General features: G+C 72.5%; 16 protein-coding genes. 4 read left to right on the top strand and 12 right to left on the bottom strand.

Features of this window, described 5'->3' with window-relative positions:
* Positions 1 to 513: 513 nt before the first annotated feature.
* The 4 genes from QR78_RS36490 to QR78_RS13895 all read right to left on the bottom strand — a co-directional run bounded on the left by QR78_RS36490 (position 514) and on the right by QR78_RS13895 (position 4,308).
* On the bottom strand, positions 514 to 648 hold the full coding sequence (locus QR78_RS36490; RefSeq protein WP_274534354.1) for a hypothetical protein: 135 nt from the start codon (positions 646 to 648) through the stop codon (positions 514 to 516).
* A gap of 98 nt (positions 649 to 746) precedes the next feature.
* A complete protein-coding gene (locus QR78_RS13905) occupies positions 747 to 965 on the bottom strand; it encodes a hypothetical protein (RefSeq protein WP_048428127.1) in 219 nt (72 codons plus the stop codon).
* Positions 966 to 1,136: 171 nt separating this feature from the next.
* On the bottom strand, positions 1,137 to 3,251 hold the full coding sequence (gene glyS, locus QR78_RS13900; protein WP_048428126.1) for a glycine--tRNA ligase subunit beta: 2,115 nt from the start codon (positions 3,249 to 3,251) through the stop codon (positions 1,137 to 1,139).
* A gap of 85 nt (positions 3,252 to 3,336) precedes the next feature.
* Positions 3,337 to 4,308 carry a glycine--tRNA ligase subunit alpha gene (locus QR78_RS13895; protein ID WP_048428125.1) on the bottom strand — a complete coding sequence of 324 codons (972 nt, stop codon included), beginning with the start codon at positions 4,306 to 4,308 and terminating at the stop codon, positions 3,337 to 3,339.
* A gap of 195 nt (positions 4,309 to 4,503) precedes the next feature.
* Here QR78_RS13895 and QR78_RS13890 point away from each other — a divergent pair, with 195 nt between their 5' ends.
* Positions 4,504 to 4,719, top strand: a complete 216-nt coding sequence (locus QR78_RS13890) for a hypothetical protein (protein ID WP_048428124.1) — start codon at positions 4,504 to 4,506, stop codon at positions 4,717 to 4,719.
* Positions 4,720 to 4,822: 103 nt separating this feature from the next.
* Here QR78_RS13890 and QR78_RS13885 read toward each other — a convergent pair whose 3' ends face one another.
* From QR78_RS13885 to QR78_RS13875, 3 genes are all read right to left on the bottom strand, one after another.
* Entirely contained in the window at positions 4,823 to 5,395 is a 573-nt protein-coding gene (locus QR78_RS13885) for a DUF2087 domain-containing protein (RefSeq protein WP_048428123.1), read from the bottom strand.
* 191 nt (positions 5,396 to 5,586) lie between these two features.
* On the bottom strand, positions 5,587 to 7,050 hold the full coding sequence (locus QR78_RS32780) for a dipeptidase (protein ID WP_082172028.1): 1,464 nt from the start codon (positions 7,048 to 7,050) through the stop codon (positions 5,587 to 5,589).
* Positions 7,051 to 8,223: an acyltransferase family protein gene (locus QR78_RS13875; RefSeq protein WP_048428122.1), complete on the bottom strand. Its 1,173-nt coding sequence runs from the start codon at positions 8,221 to 8,223 to the stop codon at positions 7,051 to 7,053.
* A gap of 160 nt (positions 8,224 to 8,383) precedes the next feature.
* On the opposite strand from QR78_RS13875, the gene QR78_RS13870 reads away from it, so the two are divergent.
* Positions 8,384 to 8,905: a hypothetical protein gene (locus tag QR78_RS13870; protein ID WP_048428121.1), complete on the top strand. Its 522-nt coding sequence runs from the start codon at positions 8,384 to 8,386 to the stop codon at positions 8,903 to 8,905.
* A 55-nt stretch (positions 8,906 to 8,960) separates the two neighbouring features.
* The gene (locus QR78_RS13865) at positions 8,961 to 10,031 is read left to right on the top strand and encodes an IS630 family transposase (RefSeq protein ID WP_048428120.1); all 1,071 of its coding nucleotides are present in this window, start codon (positions 8,961 to 8,963) and stop codon (positions 10,029 to 10,031) included.
* Position 10,032: 1 nt separating this feature from the next.
* Here the strand turns inward: QR78_RS13865 and QR78_RS34945 are convergent, their stop codons facing one another.
* The 5 genes from QR78_RS34945 to tssH form a co-directional block, all read right to left on the bottom strand.
* Positions 10,033 to 10,182: a hypothetical protein gene (locus tag QR78_RS34945; protein ID WP_158004043.1), complete on the bottom strand. Its 150-nt coding sequence runs from the start codon at positions 10,180 to 10,182 to the stop codon at positions 10,033 to 10,035.
* Positions 10,183 to 10,186: 4 nt separating this feature from the next.
* The gene (locus QR78_RS13860) at positions 10,187 to 12,607 is read right to left on the bottom strand and encodes a type VI secretion system Vgr family protein (RefSeq protein ID WP_048428119.1); all 2,421 of its coding nucleotides are present in this window, start codon (positions 12,605 to 12,607) and stop codon (positions 10,187 to 10,189) included.
* A gap of 56 nt (positions 12,608 to 12,663) precedes the next feature.
* On the bottom strand, positions 12,664 to 13,680 hold the full coding sequence (locus QR78_RS13855; protein WP_048428118.1) for a LysM peptidoglycan-binding domain-containing protein: 1,017 nt from the start codon (positions 13,678 to 13,680) through the stop codon (positions 12,664 to 12,666).
* A gap of 106 nt (positions 13,681 to 13,786) precedes the next feature.
* On the bottom strand, positions 13,787 to 14,263 hold the full coding sequence (locus tag QR78_RS13850; RefSeq protein WP_048428117.1) for an Hcp family type VI secretion system effector: 477 nt from the start codon (positions 14,261 to 14,263) through the stop codon (positions 13,787 to 13,789).
* Positions 14,264 to 14,337: 74 nt separating this feature from the next.
* Positions 14,338 to 16,965, bottom strand: a complete 2,628-nt coding sequence (tssH, locus tag QR78_RS13845; protein WP_048428116.1) for a type VI secretion system ATPase TssH — start codon at positions 16,963 to 16,965, stop codon at positions 14,338 to 14,340.
* A gap of 301 nt (positions 16,966 to 17,266) precedes the next feature.
* On the opposite strand from tssH, the gene QR78_RS13840 reads away from it, so the two are divergent.
* Positions 17,267 to 17,963: type VI secretion system protein TssA (locus QR78_RS13840; RefSeq protein ID WP_179945931.1), on the top strand; the 697-nt coding region annotated here is incomplete at its 3' end.

Genomic DNA, 17,963 nt, shown 5'->3' with positions numbered 1-17,963 from the left:
CTCCTCCGGCACCACCCCCACCTCCAACTCCTCCCCACAAGGGGGAGGAGAGGCGCGCACCTTTACAGGGGGTTAGCTCTCTGAGGAGAAGTGTGAATCCGCTAGCCCGTGTGGGAGAGGGGCCGGGGGATCGAAGATCCCGCGTGAGGGTGACACGCTTCAGTATGAAGCGCCGAGCGTGGTGCTGGCAGCGGAACGGTTGGAGCCTAACTCCGAACCGTATCACCCTCGTGCGATCTTCGATCGCCCCTACCCCTCTCCCACACGGGAGAGGGGATCCCGCGCCTGATTCTCAAAGGTGTTTTCCCGGGACAGCCCTGCGCTCATGGGGAGGGGGAACCCGCGCCTTGGACGGAGGTGGTGCGGATCGCCGCTCTCCGTCCGGGCTCCGCTCCGGAAGCGGACGGCCGACCCCGCAGAAGAAACAGCACGGTCGCCGCAGCGACGGTGGTCCCGATCGCCACGACAAAGCGCGAGGGGGCAGCCGTTACGCTGTGCCTCTCGCGGGTCGGGTCAGATCAGCATCGCGTTGAGCGCGACCGTCAGGGCCGCGCCGACGACGGCGAAGCCGAGGATCGTGACGCTGCTGACCTGATCGACGGATTCGACGTCGTGGCCGGTGCGGTGTTCGGGGGCGTTGGCGTTCATCGGGCTCTCCTCATCGGGATATGCCGACCAACGTCCCTCGCCTCCTCCCGGATCGACCCCGCCCGCGCCGCATTGTGCCGCAGGAGCGGCAGCGGCGGTCAGCCGACATGCGGCGTGCCGCCCTCGTGGCCGTGGCTCGTGCCGACGACGCACAGTGCCAGACCGGCGATGCCGCCGATCGTGCCGAGCGGAGTCTGGTAGCGCCAGGAGGCGTAGTAGCCGGCACTGCCGATCACGACGCCGAGCAGGGTGAGCACGATGCCGCGGGCCGAGGCTCCCGGCCTGTCCCGGTGCGGTCGGATGGCGTCCTGATGCATCGCCGAAAAACCCTCGCCGCGCCGTGTCGATCCGCCGGCCTCCCGAGGGAGGACCGCGGGAGCCGGGGGGCGGCCGCCCTCTCCCGCCAGGGAAACGCGGGAGAGGCCAATTGGCTCACGGCGTCGTGCCGATGGCCGGACTCAAAGGGCAGGCCCGGCCGCGCACGGGGCTCAGCGGCCCTCGCCGCCGATGCGCGAGAAGTCCGCGACCTCCCGGGTCGCCGCCCGGAGCGCGTTGAGCAGGGCGAGGCGGTTGGCGCGCAGGGCCGGCTCGTCGGCGTTCACCGTCACCTTGTCGAAGAAGGCGTCGACCGGCGCGCGTAAGCTCGAGAGCGCCCGCATCGCCCCCTCGAAATCCTCCGTCGCGACCGCCCGGCCCGCCTCGGCACTGGCATTCCGCAGAGCCTCGGCCAGGGCCGTCTCTTCGGGCAGGGTCAGGAGGGCCCGGTCGGGCGCCGCATCGTAGGCGCGGCCGTCCTTCTTCTCCTCGATGCGCAGGATGTTGGCGGCGCGGCGGGAGCCGGCGAGCAGGTTCTTGCCGTCCTCGGTGTCGAGGAAGCGGCCCAAGGCCTCGACGCGGCGCACCACCATCAGGAGGTCGTCCTGACCCGGAAGGGCGAAGACGGCATCGATCAGGTCGTGGCGGGCGCCCTGGTCGCGCAGGTAGACCTTCAGACGGTCGGCGAAGAAGGCCAGGAGGTCGTCCGCGAAGGCGCCCGCATCCCGCCCGTGGCCGGAGGCCGCGGCGGCGATCTGCGCCCGCAGGGAGAGCCGCGCCTCGCTGGCGAGGACGAGCCGGATCACGCCGAGCGCGGCACGCCGCAGGGCGTAGGGGTCCTTGCTTCCCGTCGGCTTCTCGTCGATCGCCCAGAAGCCGACCAGGGTGTCGAGCTTGTCGGCGAGCGCCACCGCCACCGAGACCGGCTCGGACGGCACCCGGTCGGTGGGCCCCAGCGGCTTGTAGTGCTCCTCGATCGCCGCGGCGACCGCCGGGTCCTCGCCCTGCTCGGCCGCGTAGTAGCGGCCCATCAGGCCCTGCAATTCGGGGAACTCGCCGACCATCTCGGTGACGAGGTCGGCCTTGGCGAGGCGGGCGGCCCGCGCGGCGAGAGCCGGGTCGGCCCCGACCACCGGCGCCAGGGCCCGCGCCAGGGCCGCGATGCGCGCGACGCGCTTGGCCTGGGTGCCGAGCTTCTCGTGGAACACGATGCTCTCGAGCTTGGGCAGCCGGTCTTCCAGCCGGGTCTTGCGGTCGGTCTCCCAGAAGAACGCCGCGTCGGAGAGGCGCGCACGCACCACCCGCTCGTTGCCGGCGACGATCGCCGCGCCGCCGTCGGAGGCCACCAGGTTCGAGACCAGGATGAAGGCGTTGGCCAGGCGCTCGCGCCCGTCGGGGCCGGGCGCCCCGCGGAGCACGAAGCACTTCTGGTTCGCCCGGATCGTGGCGCGGATCACCTCCGGGGGAATCGTGAGGAACCGCTCGTCGAAGGCGCCCATCAGGGTCACCGGCCACTCGACGAGGCCCGCCACCTCCTCCAGCAGGCCCTCGTCCTCGACGAGGTCGAGGCCGCGGGCGAAGGCGAGGTCGCGGGCGTCGTGCAGGATGATGTCCTTGCGCCGGTCCGCGTCGAGCACCACGAAGGCCCGCTCCAGGGCCGGCAGGTAGTCGGCGAAGCGGCGCACCTCGATCGCCTGCGGGGCCAGGAAACGGTGGCCCCGCGTGGTGAAGCCGACCTCGACGCCCTCGATGGCGAAGGGCACCAGCTCGGGCGTCTCGGTCTCGGGGCCGAAGCTCGCGACGATCGAGTGCAGCGGCCGGACCCAGCGGAGCGAGCCCGGCTCGCGCGAGGCGGCGCCCCAGCGCATCGATTTCGGCCAGGGGAAGCTCTTCACGATCGCCGGGATGATCTCGGCCAGCACGTCGATCGTCTCGCGGCCGGGCCGCTCGATCACCGCGACGTAGAACTCGCCCTTCTTCGGGTCGGAGACGATCTTGGCCTCGTCGAGGCTGGCGAGGCCGGCGCTCTTCAGGAAGCCCTGGACCGCGCCCTCGGGGGCGCCGACGCGGGGCCCTTTGCGCTCCTCGCGCACGTCCTGGCCGCGGGCCGGCAGGCCGGCGACGTGGAGGGCGAGGCGGCGGGGCGTCGCGAAGGCCTTGGCGCCCTCGTACAGGAAGCCGCGCTCGACCAGCGCGTCGGTGACGAGCTTGCGCAGGTCCTCGGCCGCGCGCCGCTGCATGCGGGCGGGGATTTCCTCGGAGAAGAGTTCGAGCAGCAGGTCGGGCATCGGGCGGCCTCGAGGCACTCCGTCGGGAGGGCCCGGAATCGGGAGAAGGGAGTTGGCGGGTGTGTAGCGCCGGGCGGCGCGGATGTCAGGCGGCGGGCGCCTCGCCCGCGGGCGAGGCACCCGCGAGGCCGCCCGCATCGGTGCGCCGCCAGGCCTCGCCGCAGGCTTTTGCCAGTTCGCGCACCCGCAGGATGTAGCTCTGCCGCTCGGTGACCGAGATCACCCCGCGCGCATCGAGCAGGTTGAAGACGTGGCTGGCCTTGATGCACTGGTCGTAGGCCGGCTGCGCCATGCGGTGGCGCGGATCGTTGCTGTCGGCCCCCGGCTCGCCGGCCTTCAGGTAGGCGCGGCAGGCGGCCTCGGCGTCGCGGAACTGCCGGAAGAGCATCTCGGTGTCGGCGGCCTCGAAGTTGTGGCGCGAATATTCCTGCTCGGCCTGCAGGAAGACGTCGCCGTAGGTGACCTTCTCGTCGCCCTCGCGGCCGTTGAAGTTCAGGTCGTAGACGTTCTCGACGCCCTGGACGTACATCGCCAGGCGCTCGAGGCCGTAGGTCAATTCGCCCGCCACCGGCGCGCATTCGAAGCCGGCGACCTGCTGGAAGTAGGTGAACTGGCTCACCTCCATCCCGTCGCACCAGCATTCCCAGCCCAGGCCCCAGGCGCCGAGCGTCGGGCTCTCCCAGTCGTCCTCGACGAAGCGGATGTCGTGCAGCCTGAGATCGACGCCGATCGCCCGCAGCGAATCGAGGTAGAGTTCCTGGAGGTTCGGCGGGTTCGGCTTCAGGATGACCTGGAACTGGTAATAGTGCTGGAGCCGGTTCGGGTTCTCGCCGTAGCGCCCGTCCTTCGGCCGGCGCGAGGGCTGGACGTAGGCCGCCTTCCAGGGCTTCGGCCCCAGCGCCCGCAGGGTGGTGGCCGGATGGAACGTGCCCGCGCCGACCTCCATGTCGTAGGGCTGGAGGATCACGCAGCCCTGCGCGGCCCAGAACCGCTGGAGCGTCAGGATCAGGCCCTGGAACGAGCGGGTCGGCTGAAGGTCGGCGTCGGTGGCGGTCATGGGCGGGGGCTTGCGGCTCGGGCGGGGTCGGATCTCGCCGCGACCCTTGGGAACCGGCGGCGCCCGAGTCAAGCGGGCGTGCGCGCCCGCACGAATGCGAAGCGGGGCCGGAACCGGAAAACGGTCAAGCTCGTTGACAGTACAGAACGGAACACGGTGCTGCCGGATACGGCGCAAGACTAGGGGAGATTGTCCGTGACCCACCGCCTGACCTTGGTCGCCGCCGCCGGACTTCTCTCCCTGGTCGCGACCCCGCTGGTGGTCCGGGCCGGTTCGGACGCCCCGAAGGCCGCGCCGGCCCCCGTCGCGGTCGAGGCCGCCAAGCCCGCCGCCGCAGAGGCGCCCGCCCCCGCCTGCCGCACGGTGCGGGTGGTCTATGCGGGCTACGGCACGCCGGCCTGCGGGCGGTAACGGGCGAGGACGCCGGACACGCCGCCCCCGATCCCGAAGCCGGCTGTCGCGGCTCCGGGATCGCGTTCGGTACCGGCGGAATGCCGGGTTCACACGAGCGGGATCAATGCGCCGGGGCGCGCAGAAGCCGGATCAGCGCCGCCCCCTCGGGTGATGGCGGCCGCTCGATGCGGCGATACTCGCGCCCGTCGGGCGTCCGCGTCATCAGCCCGATATGGCACATCGTCCGCCGCAGGATCGCCGGATCGCCGAAGAGGTGCAGGGTAGCGAGGAGTGCGCTGACCTCGCGCTCGTCGAAGCGGCGCCCGGCCGGGATCCTCGCCCAGATCGCCCACAGGCACAGGTCCTGGATCGACCGCTGCGCCGGCCAGCGCCGCAACCGTCCCTCGGTGTCGAAGAAGCGGGCGGCGCGCAGGACGGCCCCGGTGTCGGCCCCGGTGTTGGCCTCGGTGTCGGCCTCGGTATCGGCGTCGACGGGAGGCTGCGGCAGGGCCGGCGGGCGACGATCGCCCCGGGCGCGGAACTGCTGGAAGTTGCGGTGGCCGGCGGCCCGCGCCAGCATGTTCAGCATCTCGACATGGCTCGGCGGGCTCGCCCGCGACGCCCACTGGGCGCGCAGCGACCTGGCCAGCGCCGACACGTCGCCGGTCGCGAAGGGAATCGGGTCTCTCGGCACGGTTCGTCTCCGTGTGCCGACCTGGGATCAGGTGTCGAGGGTCACCGGCTTTCGACGCGGCACGGGAACGAGAGCATGCCGAAATCAGAACGGCAGGTTTAGCTCCCCTGTGCGGGGCGGTGACGCCTGGGTGACTGCCGACCCGGACGTCATCGTAGCGGGTTCGCGGCGCGCGGCAAGCCGGCCGCGCCTCAGGCCGCGAGGCAGGCCCGGGCCACCCGCAGATAGTTGCCGCCGAGGATGCCGGCGGTCTCGTCCGGGGTGAACCGCGCGAGGAGGTGGGCGGCGAGATCGGGCAGGGCCGCGTAGTCCGGCAGGGCGCTCGGGCCGACGAGGCCCATCATGTCGGTGCCGAGCCCGACATGGTCCGCCCCGACCACGTCCGCCATGCGGGCGATGCCCTCCGCCAGCGCCGCGAGGTCGGGAAACAGGCTCGCGGGCGGCCACAGGCCGATGACGCCGCCGGTCGCCGCCACGATCCGGGCGTGGGCGGGCGTGATGCGGCGGGTCCAGGGCCGCGGCCGCGTGGTGAGCGAGGTATGCGAGAGGACGAGGGGCTTCGTCGCCACCTCGGCCGCCCGGCGCACCAGCGCCTCGGTCCCGTGCGCCACGTCGACGACGATGCCGAGGGCCTCGCAGCGCCGGATCACCGCGGCGCCGAACGCCGTCAGGCCGCCATGGACCGGCGGCTCGGTCTGGATGTCGCCGAGGGCGTTCACCCGGTAATGCGTGAGCTGGAGGTGGCGCAGGGCCGCCCGCCGGTACGCGTCCTCGAGGGGGCCGAGATCGCCCTCCAGGAAATCCGCCCCTTCCGCCGCGACGAGGACCGCCGGGTCGGCGGCCCGCGCCGCCGCGAGGTCGGTCGCGGTGCGCACCAGGCGCAGGCCCTGCTCGCGCACCAGGGCGTGCAGGCGGGCGAAGCCGCGCTCGGCGTAGGATCGCAGCTCCCCGGGCTCGGGCTCGCGGAAGGCGCGGATGCGGCCCTCCGGCGTCACCCGGTGGGTCGGCGAATCCGACACGATCGCCAGGCAGGCGACCGCGAGGCCGCCGGCCCGCATCGGCCCCGCCAGCGGCGTGAAGGGCGCGCGCCCCTCCGCCTGGCGCACCCGCAGCACGCGGCCGGCATGGCTGTGGCAGTCGATCGTCGGGCGTGCGGCCAGGAAGGTTCCGGCGGATGCGCGCCGGGCCTCGGTCACGGCCTCGGGGACCGGCACGACCTCCTGCGCGGCGGCCGCGACCGGCAGGCAGAGGAGCGAGGCCGCCGCCACGAGGCCGCGGCGGGACAGGCCATGACGGGAGACGCGTTGGCGGTGCGACGCGCCGTCGGGCACGACCACGGCGGCCTCGAGCCGGTAGCGCCAGCCGCACGGGTCGTCGTGCAGGCGGCGGAAGAGGCCGCGCAGGGTCACCGCCCGGCCGTCGAGCGGGACGGGCGCGTCGGCGACGATCTCGATGCAGGCGGCCGGATTGCCCGGCAGGCAGCCGCCGCAGCAGGCGGGCTCCGGGACGAGCAGGCAGTAGCGCGCCTCTGCCGCCTCCGTCGCAGTGACCGGCCACCCGGTGACGGTGACGGGGCCGGCATCGGCCCGGTCGGCGGAGCCGTCGAGGAGCGCGGTCCAGGGCAGGACCGCCGCGGGAGGGAGCGTCGCGACCATTCAGAGCCTCCGTCCGACGAGAGGAATCCGCCGCAGCACCGCGGCGCAGGTCCAGCTGCCCGCGAGCGCGACCGCGAACACCGTGAGTCCCTTTGCGACGGCACCGGCCTTCAGGGCGAGCAGGCCGTCCTGCATCCAGGTCACCACGGGATAGTGCAGCAGGTAGATCGCGAAGCCGTTCGCCGCGAGGCTGTCGAGGACCGGGCGCCGGCCCCCGGCGAGGCGCAGACAGACGGCCGGCAGGGCGAAGCAGGCGGCCGCGCAGAAGACCACCTGCACCGCGCCGACGAGCGCCAGCGCCGCCGGAGCCGGCAGGTGCAGGGCCCGGCCGAGAGAGGGCGCCGCGAGGAAGGCCGCCCCAGCCGCGACCGCGAGCGCGACCCAGAGCCCGCAGCGGCCGGCGAGCGCCCGCCCGAACCCGGCGACCGCCGCGCCGCCGCCCCGTCCGAGCCAGGCGCCGGCGGCGAAGTAGGCGGCGTAGAGGCCGACCCGGCTGCCCTGGACGGCAAGGGGCCCGATCGCGAACCAGCGGAATGGACCGAATGCGAGGAGGAGGGGCAGGAAGGCGACGGCGGTGACGGCGACGAGGACCGCGAAGCACCGGCCCGGGCCCGGCGGTCGGGGCACGGGGGCCGGGCCGCGCGAGGCGCGGGCGTAGGCCAGGGCGGCAGCGGCATCGAACAGCAGCAGCACGCCGATGAACCAGGGCGGCCCGCTCGGCCACGGCCCGGTCGTGACCGTCGCGCGCCAGAACTCCGAAAAACCCGGTGCGCCGCCGGCCTGGAGATAGGAGGGATAGTAGGCGAGCGGCATCAGGGTCGGCGCGGCGACGCAGAACGGCAGGCCGAGGCGTGCGAGCCGCCCCCGCAGGTAGGCCTTCGCGCCGTGCCGCGCGAGGCCGTCCCGGACGAAGAGGCCCGAGAGCCCGAACAGCAGCGGCATGAAGAAGCCGTCGTTCAGCATGACGAGGCGGTCGAACCCGATCCAGCGCGCGGAATCGACGATCGGCGCGGTCGACAGGGCGTAGTGGACCCGGTCGACATGGCCGAAGGTGCAGTAGGCCAGCACCGCGTGGTGCAGCACGACGAGGCCGACCACGAACCCGCGCATCCGGTCGAGCGCGACGAGGCGCCCGGCCGGCTCGGCGGGGGAAGGGCGGGCGGTGCCTGGCATCGTCGCGGGGCCGGTTGACGCTGCGTCCCGTTGTAGGCCCGGCCCGGGCGCGGGACCAGCCGCCCCGCGCGTGATGGCCGGATGACGCGGGGGCACTATGTCGAAGGCCTGCGACCCGGCGAGACGCTGCCGACGGGGCGCCCGCGACGAGAGGGTCCCCGTGAAGGTCATCCATGACGATCCGCCGATGCGCGAGGAGATCGCTGCCGGCTTCTATCCCGGCTTCGAGGATCGCTGGCGCCGGGCCGAGCTCGCCGGACGCTGGCTGATGCTGGCCTTCGTGGTGGTCTGCGCGCTCGGCCTCCTCGGGCGCGGGCCCCTCAGCGAGCACACCCGCTCCAACCGCGACGGGTCGATCGTGATCCACTACGAGCCGGTGGCGCGCTTCGGGGCGCCGACAATCGTGCGCCTCGACACCCGGGTGCCGCCCGGCGGCGACCAGGTCGCGGTGACGATCGCCAAGGAGCTCGTCGACCTGTTCGGGCTCGAGAGCATCACGCCGCGGCCGCAGACCTGGCAGGTGGCGGGGGGCAACATCCGCCTCGTCTTTCCGGTGATCAAGGGCGAGACGCACGCGGTGATCCGCTTCACCGGCTCGCCGAGCTTCCGCGGCGCCGTCGATCTCACCGCTCGCCTCGACGAAGGCGAGACCCTGTCCTGGTCGCAATTCGCGGTGCCCTAGTGCATTGACGCATTCAGAGGATTCACAGGAGGCGTGGGTCGTGCGAGTCTGAGGAATGGCTCAGACTGTCTGCGTAATCCCCAGCGCCGCCGATCTGGCGCGCTTGTCCGCCATCGTCGCCGATCGGGGGCGGCCCCTCAAGCACATCCAGCGCGCCCGCATCGTCCTGCTCTCGGCCGAACGCCTCTGCGTCCTCGACGTCGCCCAGCAGGCGGGCGTCAGCCGGCCGGCCGTCTGGCGCTGGCAACTGCGCTACGCCGAGGAAGGCGTCGAGGGCCTCTTACGCGACAAGACCCGTCCGCCCGGCAAGCCGCCTCACTCCACCGACACCGTCGCCGAGGTGCTCGCCCTCACCTGCTCCGAACCGCCCGGTGAGGTCACCCACTGGACCGGCCGCGCCCTGGCGCAGGCCGTCGGGATCTCCCTGCGGTCGGTCCAGCGCATCTGGGATGCCCATCGCCTCCAGCCGCATCGGGTCCGCAGCTTCAAACGCTCGAACGATCCAGCCTTCGCCGAGAAGGTCGAGGACATCGTCGGGCTTTACATGGATCCGCCGCGCCACGCCGTCGTGCTCTCGCTCGACGAGAAGAGCCAGATCCAGGCTCTCGAGCGCACCCGCCCAAGCCGACCCGTCACGCCAGGTCGCCCCGAGACCCAGACCCACGACTACATCCGCCACGGCACCACGACGCTGTTTGCCGCGCTCGACGTGCTGGAGGGCACGGTGATCGGCCGCTGCATGCAGCGTCACCGCCACGAGGAGTTCCTGCGCTTCCTCAACACGATCGAGGCGGCGGTGCCGGCCGGCAAACTGATCCACGTGATCCTGGACAACTACGGCACGCACAAGCACCCGAAGGTGCGGGCCTGGCTGGCTCGGCACCCACGCTGGATCTTCCACTTCACCCCGACCTCGGCCTCGTGGATGAACGCGGTCGAGGGCTTCTTCTCCGTCCTGACCCGGCGCAGGCTGAAGCGGGGCAGCTTCAGCGGGATCGTCGACCTTCAGGCTGCGATCAACCGCTACATCGCTGAGCACAACGACAGGCCGAAGCCCTTCATCTGGACCAAGCCCGCCGCCGCCATCCTCGATGCCGTCAACGGCAACGCTGCACCATCCGTTTGAGTCAGTGCACTAGGAGCTGCTCGCGGCGGCAGACATCCGGGAGGTCGTCGAATTGCCCGCCATCCACGACCGCGAAGGCCTGGCCGGCAAACGCTTCGACGACACCCCTCAGCTTCGCGAGAGGATCGATCGACGGAGTATCGCTCGTCACGGTATCAGCTCCGCACGAAGGGTGTGCCGGCCTGCGACATCCGACGCAGACACTGCCCCGACGACGACCCGCCCCCGCCCTTGACCAGATCCGGCGTGTACAGAACCGGACCGGGACCCACCGTCAGCGCCGCGCCCCCGCCCTTCACCAGCGTGGTCTTCGGCGCCTCGATCGTCACCGTGCCGGACTTGTCCATCACGAACCGGCACGCACCGACCGTGATCGCGAACCGCTCGCCGACCTGGATCTCGAACACCTGCCCGACATCGATCGTCTTGGTCTTGCCGACCTGCTCCTCGGCCGCCTCGCCCACCAGAACCTGCTGGGTCCGGCCGACCTGCGTCTTGGCGCTCTCCCCCACGGACAGCGACCACGCCTTGCCGACCTGCGTGACGAAGGCCGCGCCGACATGCGTCACCTTGGCCGAGCCGACCTGCTCGACCCGGGCGACCCCGACCGAGTCGGTCTTCAGGCTGCCCACCAGGGTGTTCATCATCCCCGGCAGCGAGAACAGACCGCCTGCCGCCTGGCCGAACCCGGCCCCCGCCGCCGCCAGGGCCACGCCCGCGTCCGAACGCGGCGAGGGGCCGTTCCACACCCCCTGCTGCGCCTGCTGGCCGTCCTGCCCCAGCATCCCGATCACCGAGGCGGCGAGCTGCGGCGCCATCGCGGCAAGCCCCGCGAGGCCGCCGCCCTGGTCCATCGCCTGGCCCAGCAACCCCGCCGTCTGCCCGGCCATCCCCAGCAGCGGCCCCATCAGGGCAGCGGTCCCCGCCCCGGCGCCGCCGACCGTCAGGTTCAGCGAGCCGCCGACCTCCTGTGTCTGGTTGGCGCCCACCGTCAGGGCTTGGTTGCGGCCCACCACGTTGGCGTGGTCGGCCCCCACCGAGTGAGTCTGGTTGTTCTCGATCTTGGTGGTGTGATCCTTCTGCGCGTGGAAGAACATATTCTCCGCACCCGTCGCATCCTCGAAGGTCATCTCGTTGAAGCCCTTCGACTTGTACGAATTCGAGCGCATCACCATCCGGGTCTTGTGCGCCGGCAGGTCGTAGGGCACCGGGTTGTTGGGGTTGGGCGCGATGCCGACCACGATCGGCCGGTCGGGATCGCCCTCCTGGTAGGCCACCAGCGCCTCCATCCCGACCCGCGGGATGATCTGCTGGCCCCAGTTGGTCCCGCCCCAGGACTGCGTCACCCGCACCCAGCCGGTATCGGTCCCGTCACCCCGCGCCCTCCGGTCCCAAGGCAGGGTCAGCTTCACCCGCCCGAATGCGTCGGTGTGGATCTCCTCCCCCGGCGGGCCGGCGATCCTGGCGATCTGCAACCCGTCGATGCGCGGGCGCGGCACTGTCCGATGCGGCGTCGCCGGCCGGTCGGCCGGCAGGGTGGTGAAGGCGTTCTCGTAGTGCGGCGTGCCCGCCCCCGACTCGTAGGTCGGGTCCTCGGCCCGGTGCAGGATCTGCGTGATCACCTGCGCCGGGTAGACGTGGCCCGGATGCGCCACCTCGTAGGGGGTGAACCGCGATCCCGCCGCGAGCGTGCGCACGCTGGAGCGGCCCTCGACGCGGTCGAAGCCGGTCTCGGTCGCCTGCATTCGCAACCGCGTCGCCTGCTCGCCCGCTTCGCGGGTCAGCGCCCTTGCCGGATACTCGTAGAGTTCGTAAGCCGTATTCTCGGGAACGCGGTCGATCGACGGCGTATCGGAAGTAAGATCGAGATTTGGCGTCAAGAATTCGTAATCGTTACCAGATCGTTTTCCCGGCGTAAACGAGAGTTGCCGGCGCCAATCGTGGATGTGCTCGGCATCCGACGAGCCGAAGGCCAGACGAATGCGGGTGTCTTGGCTTCCATCATAGGCCGAGGGATGGTCGCCGACGGCGAGCGTATGCTTGCCGCGCTCATGGCGAAACCAGTAGAACAGCCCTTCTTCCTGGAGACGACGCAGCAGGTACGTGAGATCCGTCTCGTTCCACTGCACGACGTAGTCGCGCTTCGGCGGCGGGCGGGTGATCCCGGCGAGAGTGTAGTCGCGGATGCGGTGCTCGGCGCAGAGCGTCTCCAGTACCTCGAGCGTCGATTGCGTCAGGAAGATGCGGCAATCGCTGCGCTGGCTCATCAGCCACAGCCGCGGGCGCAGGGTGAGAGCGTACTGCCGCGCGCCTCTGGTGACGATCGGCCCCTCGTGCAGCTCGGTGACGAGCCCGTTCCAGACCCGTTGCGAGCCGTCGGCCAGCGTGAGGCTGAGATCGGCGGTGGTGCCGACGATCTCGTCGGGGCGGATCTCCTCGCGTTGCGCCCGGACGCGGGCCTGGAGGGTGAAGAGGCGGTTGAGGCCCTCCTCGACCTCGAGGCGCTCGAGCAGGAGGACGTCCTCGCCGAGGACGGTGTCGATTGCCATCAGGCGCCCGGTTTGGGTGTACATCATCGTAAGGCGCTCCCCTGATCGCTCCCTCGACGGCCCTCTCGCCCTCGCCCGCCCGCTCAGCCGCCGATCTGGACCGGCGTCCACGACGAGGCCGTCGCCGCGATCGGATCGATCTCGTGACCGCCTTGCGCCGCCAGGGTCGTGGCCGCGTCGGCGAGCCCGTTGCCCGCCGTCACCGCCGTCTCGGACAGGGTCGCGCCGAGGATCGCCACCGAGGGGTCCGGCACGCCGTCGAGCCAGAGCCAGCCGTCCTGCCCGTCGGTGGCGGCGCCCTGCTCGCCCGCGAGGGCGACCTGCGCCACCACGCCGTGCGTCAGGTAGGCGTGGCCGGCGATGCGGCCGGCGAGATCGGGCAGCGCGAGCCGCGCGGTCCAGGCCGGCGCCCCCCGGCCGGTCGTGCCGCGGGCGAGCGCGCCCTCCGGCGGCGGCGCGCCGGCATTGAGCGCCAGAGGCGTCTGCAGGCGCAGGCGCGCACGGCCCGGATTCCAGCCGAGCCGGGTCTGCGGCGCGGCCAGCAGCCGGCCGAGCAGCATCGCCGACAGGCTGCGCGCCTGGCCCTCGGCGCTGCGGTTGCTGTAGCGCAGGAGCGGCACACGGCCGGTCTTCTGCAGCAGGACGAGGCCCGAGAGCGCGAGCGTCGCGGTGCCGGACGCGCCCCGCAGCGCCAGCCGGACGCCGTCGAGGTCGAAGGCGTGGGCAAAGTCGTTGACGAAGGTCTCGGCGGCCGGGTTCGGCGCGAGGCCGCCGGTCGTCAGCGTCGCGCCCGCATGGGCGCCGCGGATGCCGCCGGTGAGCCCGCCGCCGCCGAGGCCGGAGGCCGGGGCCCCGCCCTTGGTCGCCGCGCTCGCCGGCGCCCGGCGCTGGGTCGCGCGCGCCTCGGCCGGCGGCAGGAAGATCGCCTGCCCGGGGCTGAGCCGCCCCGGATCGGTGATCGGCCGCTCGGTCAGGGCGACGATGTCGGGCCGGTTGTTGTAGGCGTAGAGATCGGGCCAGCGCACCGGATCGCCGTAATGCGCTTCGGCGACGCTCCAGAGCGTGTCGCCGGCCTTGAGCACGTAGCGGACGGGCTTCATCGATTCCTCCGGACAGGCGGGCGCGCCCGCCGGGCGGCGCGGCCGCGGTGAGGGCGGGAGGCGCGCGCCGCGCCTCCCGCTTGCCGTTCTTGAGAGGATGTCGGCGTCAGGACGCCCGGGCCGTCGCCAGGTCGTAGGAGGCGATCATCGGCGACTGCGATGCGTTCTGGTTGTCGGACGGCGTGTACTTCACATCCATCTTGGTGAAGTTCAGCGTCACCGTCTCGAGCGGCCGGTCGCCGGTGGTGCCGATCGTGTAGCCGGCGATCAGGGTGTTGTGCAGGGTGAACTCGATGTAGGTGTCGCCCGGATTGCCGGTGGTGACGAGGTGGATCACCGCCGTCTTGCCGTTGCGGCCCGAGCAGGCCTCCTGGAACAGCTTGGTGGTCGAGGAATCGCTGACCTTGGTCAGCGTGACCTCGCTCACCGTCGGCTCGGAGGCCTCGCGGTTGGCGGCCGAGCCCGCGAAGGTGTTCATGTTGCGGGTGACGTTCCAGTGCAGGGACTCGATGTCCATCCAGCGCCGGTGCGACTCGTGAGTGGCGTCACCCTGGATTCCGTCGATCTGCAGGTAAATCGGCATGGCGGTGTGATCCCTGTCGTCTCGTGTGGTGGATGCGGGCGGCCTCCGGCCCGTGCGAGATCGCCGGATGCGCCTCAGGAGGCGTCCGGCGGGGGTGCGACCGGGGGCGACGCGGCCCCGGCGGTTGCTTCGGCGGCGGGTGCGGCCGCGAAGCGGCCGTCCCGCGTGACGGTGAAGGCGACCGGCGGCACCGCAGCCCCGTCGAGGGCGCGGGCCAGGACCAGGTTGGAAAGGGCGGGCAGCACCTCGCGGGTCAGCGTCCCGTCGATCGCCCGCGCACCGATATCGGCGGCGAGGCAGCGGGCGACGAGAGCGTCCTCGACCGCCGGGTCCCAGGTGAGGTCGGCCCCGTGGGCCGCGTCCATGCGCGCGCGCACCCGCTCGAGCTGGAGCCGGGCGATGCGGGCCAGGACCTCGGGCGAGAGCGGCCGGTAGGGCACGATCGTCACCCGGCCGAGGAAGGCCGGCTTGAAGTGGCGCAGGAGTTCCGGACGGATCGCCTCGACCAGGGCCTCGCCCTCCGGCATCGTCTCCGGGTCGGCACCGAGCGCCGCCAGGGTGTCGGAGCCGGCATTGGCGGTGAGCAGGATCGTGGTGTTGCGAAAGTCGACGTCCCGGCCCTCGCCGTCGCGCAAGGAGCCCTTGTCGAAGACCTGGTAGAAGACATCCTGGACGCTCGGATGCGCCTTCTCGACCTCGTCGAGGAGCAGGATGCCGTAGGGTCGTCGCCGCACCGCCTCGGTCAGCACGCCGCCCTCGCCGAAGCCGACATAGCCCGGGGGAGCGCCGACGAGGGAGGAGACTTTGTGCTCCTCCTTGAACTCCGACATGTTGACGACCGTCAGGCTCGCCTCGCCGCCGTGCAGCGCTTCGGCCAGCGCCAGGGCGGTCTCGGTCTTGCCGACCCCCGAGGTACCGACCATCAGGAAGACGCCCGGGGGCTTGCGCGGGTCGGCGAGGCCGGCGCCCGCGGTGCGGATCGCCGCCGCGATCGTGGCGAGGGCCTCGTCCTGCCCGGTGACCCTCGTGCGCAGACGTTCCTCGAGGTCCCGCGCCGCCCGGGCGGTGTCGCGGACCAGGCGCCCGACCGGGATGCCGGTCCAGCGGGCGATCACCGCGGCGACCGCCGCGCGGTCGACCTCCGGGTGGACGAGCGCCGCCTCGCCCTGGAGCCGTGCGAGTTCGCCCCGCAGGACCGCCAGCCGCTCGCGGGCCTCCGGCCGCGCCGGCTCCCCGGACGAGGCGAGGGCATCGATCTCGGCGATCAGCCCGCGCTCGTGGCCGAGCCGGTCGCGCAGGGCCGACAGGCGCTCCTCCGTCGCGGCGAGCCGCGCGTCGAGATCGGCGAGGCGGCCCGGATCGGTCCCCGCCTCGCGGGCGAGGGCGGCGCGCTCCGCCGCGAGACCGGCAGCCTCCGCCCGCAGGTCCTCGACGGCGGCCGGCTCGGCCTGGCGGCCGATGGCGACCGCGGCCGCCGCGGTGTCGAGGACGCTCACCGCCTTGTCGGGCAATTGCCGGGCCGGCAGGTAGCGGGCCGAGAGCCGCACCGCCTCGACCACCGCCTCGTCGCGGATGACGACGCCGTGATGGGCCTCGAGCGCCGGGACCAGCCCGCGCAGCATCCGGGCGCCCGTCGCCTCGTCGGGCTCGGCCACCGTCACGACCTGAAAGCGGCGGGTGAGCGCCGGGTCGCGCTCGATGTGGCGCTTGTACTCGGACCAGGTGGTGGCGGCGATCGCCCGCAGTTCGCCCCGGGCCAGGGCCGGCTTGAGGAGGTTGGCCGCGTCGCTCCCCCCGGCCTGGTTGCCGGCGCCGATCAGGGTATGGGCCTCGTCGATGAACAGGATCACCGGCACCGAGGCCGTGCGGCAGGCGGCGATCACCGCGGTCAGCCGCCGCTCGAACTCCCCCTTCACCCCGGCGCCGGCCTGGAGCAGGCCGAGGTCGAGGGCGCGCAGGGTGGCGTTGCGCAGGGGCTCGGGCACGCGGCCCTCGGCGATGCGCAGGGCCAGGGCCTCGACCACCGCGGTCTTGCCGACCCCGGCCTCGCCGGTGAGGATCGGGTTGTTCTGGCGCCGGCGCAGCAGGACGTCGATCACCTGGCGCAGCTCGGCCTCGCGGCCGATGACGGGATCGATCCGTCCGGCCCGCGCCTCGGCGGTCAGGTCGCGGGTGTAGCGCTCGACCTCCGGGTCGGGGGCGCCCCCCGGTACCGCGGCCTCGCCCGGGGCGGCAGGGGCCGGCGCCGGCACCTCGGCCGCCTGGACCGCGAGCGCGGCGGGATCGAGGCGCAGCGACGGGGCGGCCTCGCGCAGGGCCGCCCGCAGAGCCGTCGACGTGGTCAGCGCGAGGGCGAGGTCGACGGGGGCGACGGCGTCGCGGCCGAACCGGAGCGAGGCGGTGAGCCACGCCTCCTCGATCCAGCCGAGAGTGCCGCGCGACAGGGAGGGCGCCGCGGCCGCGCCGCGCCGCATCCGGTCGAGGGCGCCGGTCAGTTCGGCCCGGACGCTCTCCGGCGGGCTGCCGGCCGACCGCAGGAGGGCGCCGAGCGGCTCCCCCTTCTCGGTCAGGGCGAGCAGCCAGTGCTCGACCTCGACGGTGCCGTGCTCGCGGGCGACCGCGAGGCCCACGGCCCGCTCGAGTGCCCGGCGCAGGCCCGGATCGAGACGGCCCACGACCACGTGCAGGTCGAAGGTCGGCATGCGCGGTGTCCCTCCATGAGACAGGCCCCTGAGACGAGGCGTCATCGATACGGTGCGGGTGACGCTGATGTTATAGGCATACGATCGGCCGTGAAAACCCCATCGCGAGAAAATCATGCGTTTAGGCGGCTTCTCTCTGGCAGCGCTCTCACCTTTCTGGAATAGTTAGTTCTTATGGACTTTGGAACGGCTCGCGGTTTTTCGCGATATGGGAGGATGGCCAAAAAAATCGGATCGACGTCTTCACCATGCAGGACAGCCGCACTAGCTTCCCCGGCGAAACGCTTCGGACGGACCGCCTATGCCGCTCGATCTCGACGACATGCTGAAGCGCGTCCGGGATGACGATCCCGTCGGACCCGATATGCGGTCCGACATCTCGGGCAGCTCGACGTATCTGCAGCTGAAGGACGCCCGCTCGCAGGCCCGCGCTGCAGAGCGCGCCGCCGAAGCGGCCGGCGAGCCGACGGCGGTGCCGGTGGCCTGGGCCACCGTGCGCGACCTCGCCGGGGAGCTGCTCGCCCGCAGCAAGGACCTGGAGGTCGCCGCCTGGCTGATCGAGGCTCTGGCGCGGCTCGACGGCTTTGCCGGGCTCGCCTTCGGCTTCGCGCTGGTCGACGGCCTGATCGACCGCTACTGGCCCGATCTCCACTCGGTCGACGAGGACGACGCCGAGGGCCGGCTCACCCCGCTCGCCGGCCTCAACGGGATCGGCGGCGACGGCGTGCTGATCCAGCCGATCCGGATGATCTCGCTGGTGCCGGGCCACCCCTACGGCACCCACGCGCTCTGGCACGCGCGGAGCGGCGGACGCGGCACCGGCCAGTACGGCCAGGACTTCATGGAGGCGCGGGCGGCGACGGCCTCGGACGTCCTGCGGGCCCATGCCGAGACGGCACGGACGGCGCACGCGGCGTTCCTGCGGATGAGTGCGACGCTCGACGCATTCTGCGGCACCGATGCGCCGCCGCTCGCCAACATCCGGGCGGTGCTCGAGG

The sequence above is a fragment of the Methylobacterium indicum genome (genome assembly GCF_001043895.1).
GTDB classification, from domain to species: Bacteria; Pseudomonadota; Alphaproteobacteria; order Rhizobiales; family Beijerinckiaceae; genus Methylobacterium; species Methylobacterium indicum.
This window is presented reverse-complemented; position numbering and strand designations above follow the sequence as displayed.

Excerpts from the sequence above, each read along its gene's own strand:
- QR78_RS36490 (WP_274534354.1), bottom strand. The coding sequence starts at position 648 with ATGAACGCCAACGCCCCCGAACACCGCACCGGCCACGACGTCGAATCC.
- QR78_RS13905 (WP_048428127.1), bottom strand. The coding sequence starts at position 965 with ATGCATCAGGACGCCATCCGACCGCACCGGGACAGGCCGGGAGCCTCG.
- glyS (WP_048428126.1), bottom strand. The coding sequence starts at position 3,251 with ATGCCCGACCTGCTGCTCGAACTCTTCTCCGAGGAAATCCCCGCCCGC.
- QR78_RS13895 (WP_048428125.1), bottom strand. The coding sequence starts at position 4,308 with ATGACCGCCACCGACGCCGACCTTCAGCCGACCCGCTCGTTCCAGGGC.
- QR78_RS32780 (WP_082172028.1), bottom strand. The coding sequence starts at position 7,050 with ATGGTCGCGACGCTCCCTCCCGCGGCGGTCCTGCCCTGGACCGCGCTC.
- QR78_RS13875 (WP_048428122.1), bottom strand. The coding sequence starts at position 8,223 with ATGCCAGGCACCGCCCGCCCTTCCCCCGCCGAGCCGGCCGGGCGCCTC.
- QR78_RS13865 (WP_048428120.1), top strand. The coding sequence starts at position 8,961 with ATGGCTCAGACTGTCTGCGTAATCCCCAGCGCCGCCGATCTGGCGCGC.
- QR78_RS13860 (WP_048428119.1), bottom strand. The coding sequence starts at position 12,607 with ATGATGTACACCCAAACCGGGCGCCTGATGGCAATCGACACCGTCCTC.
- QR78_RS13855 (WP_048428118.1), bottom strand. The coding sequence starts at position 13,680 with ATGAAGCCCGTCCGCTACGTGCTCAAGGCCGGCGACACGCTCTGGAGC.
- QR78_RS13850 (WP_048428117.1), bottom strand. The coding sequence starts at position 14,263 with ATGCCGATTTACCTGCAGATCGACGGAATCCAGGGTGACGCCACTCAC.
- tssH (WP_048428116.1), bottom strand. The coding sequence starts at position 16,965 with ATGCCGACCTTCGACCTGCACGTGGTCGTGGGCCGTCTCGATCCGGGC.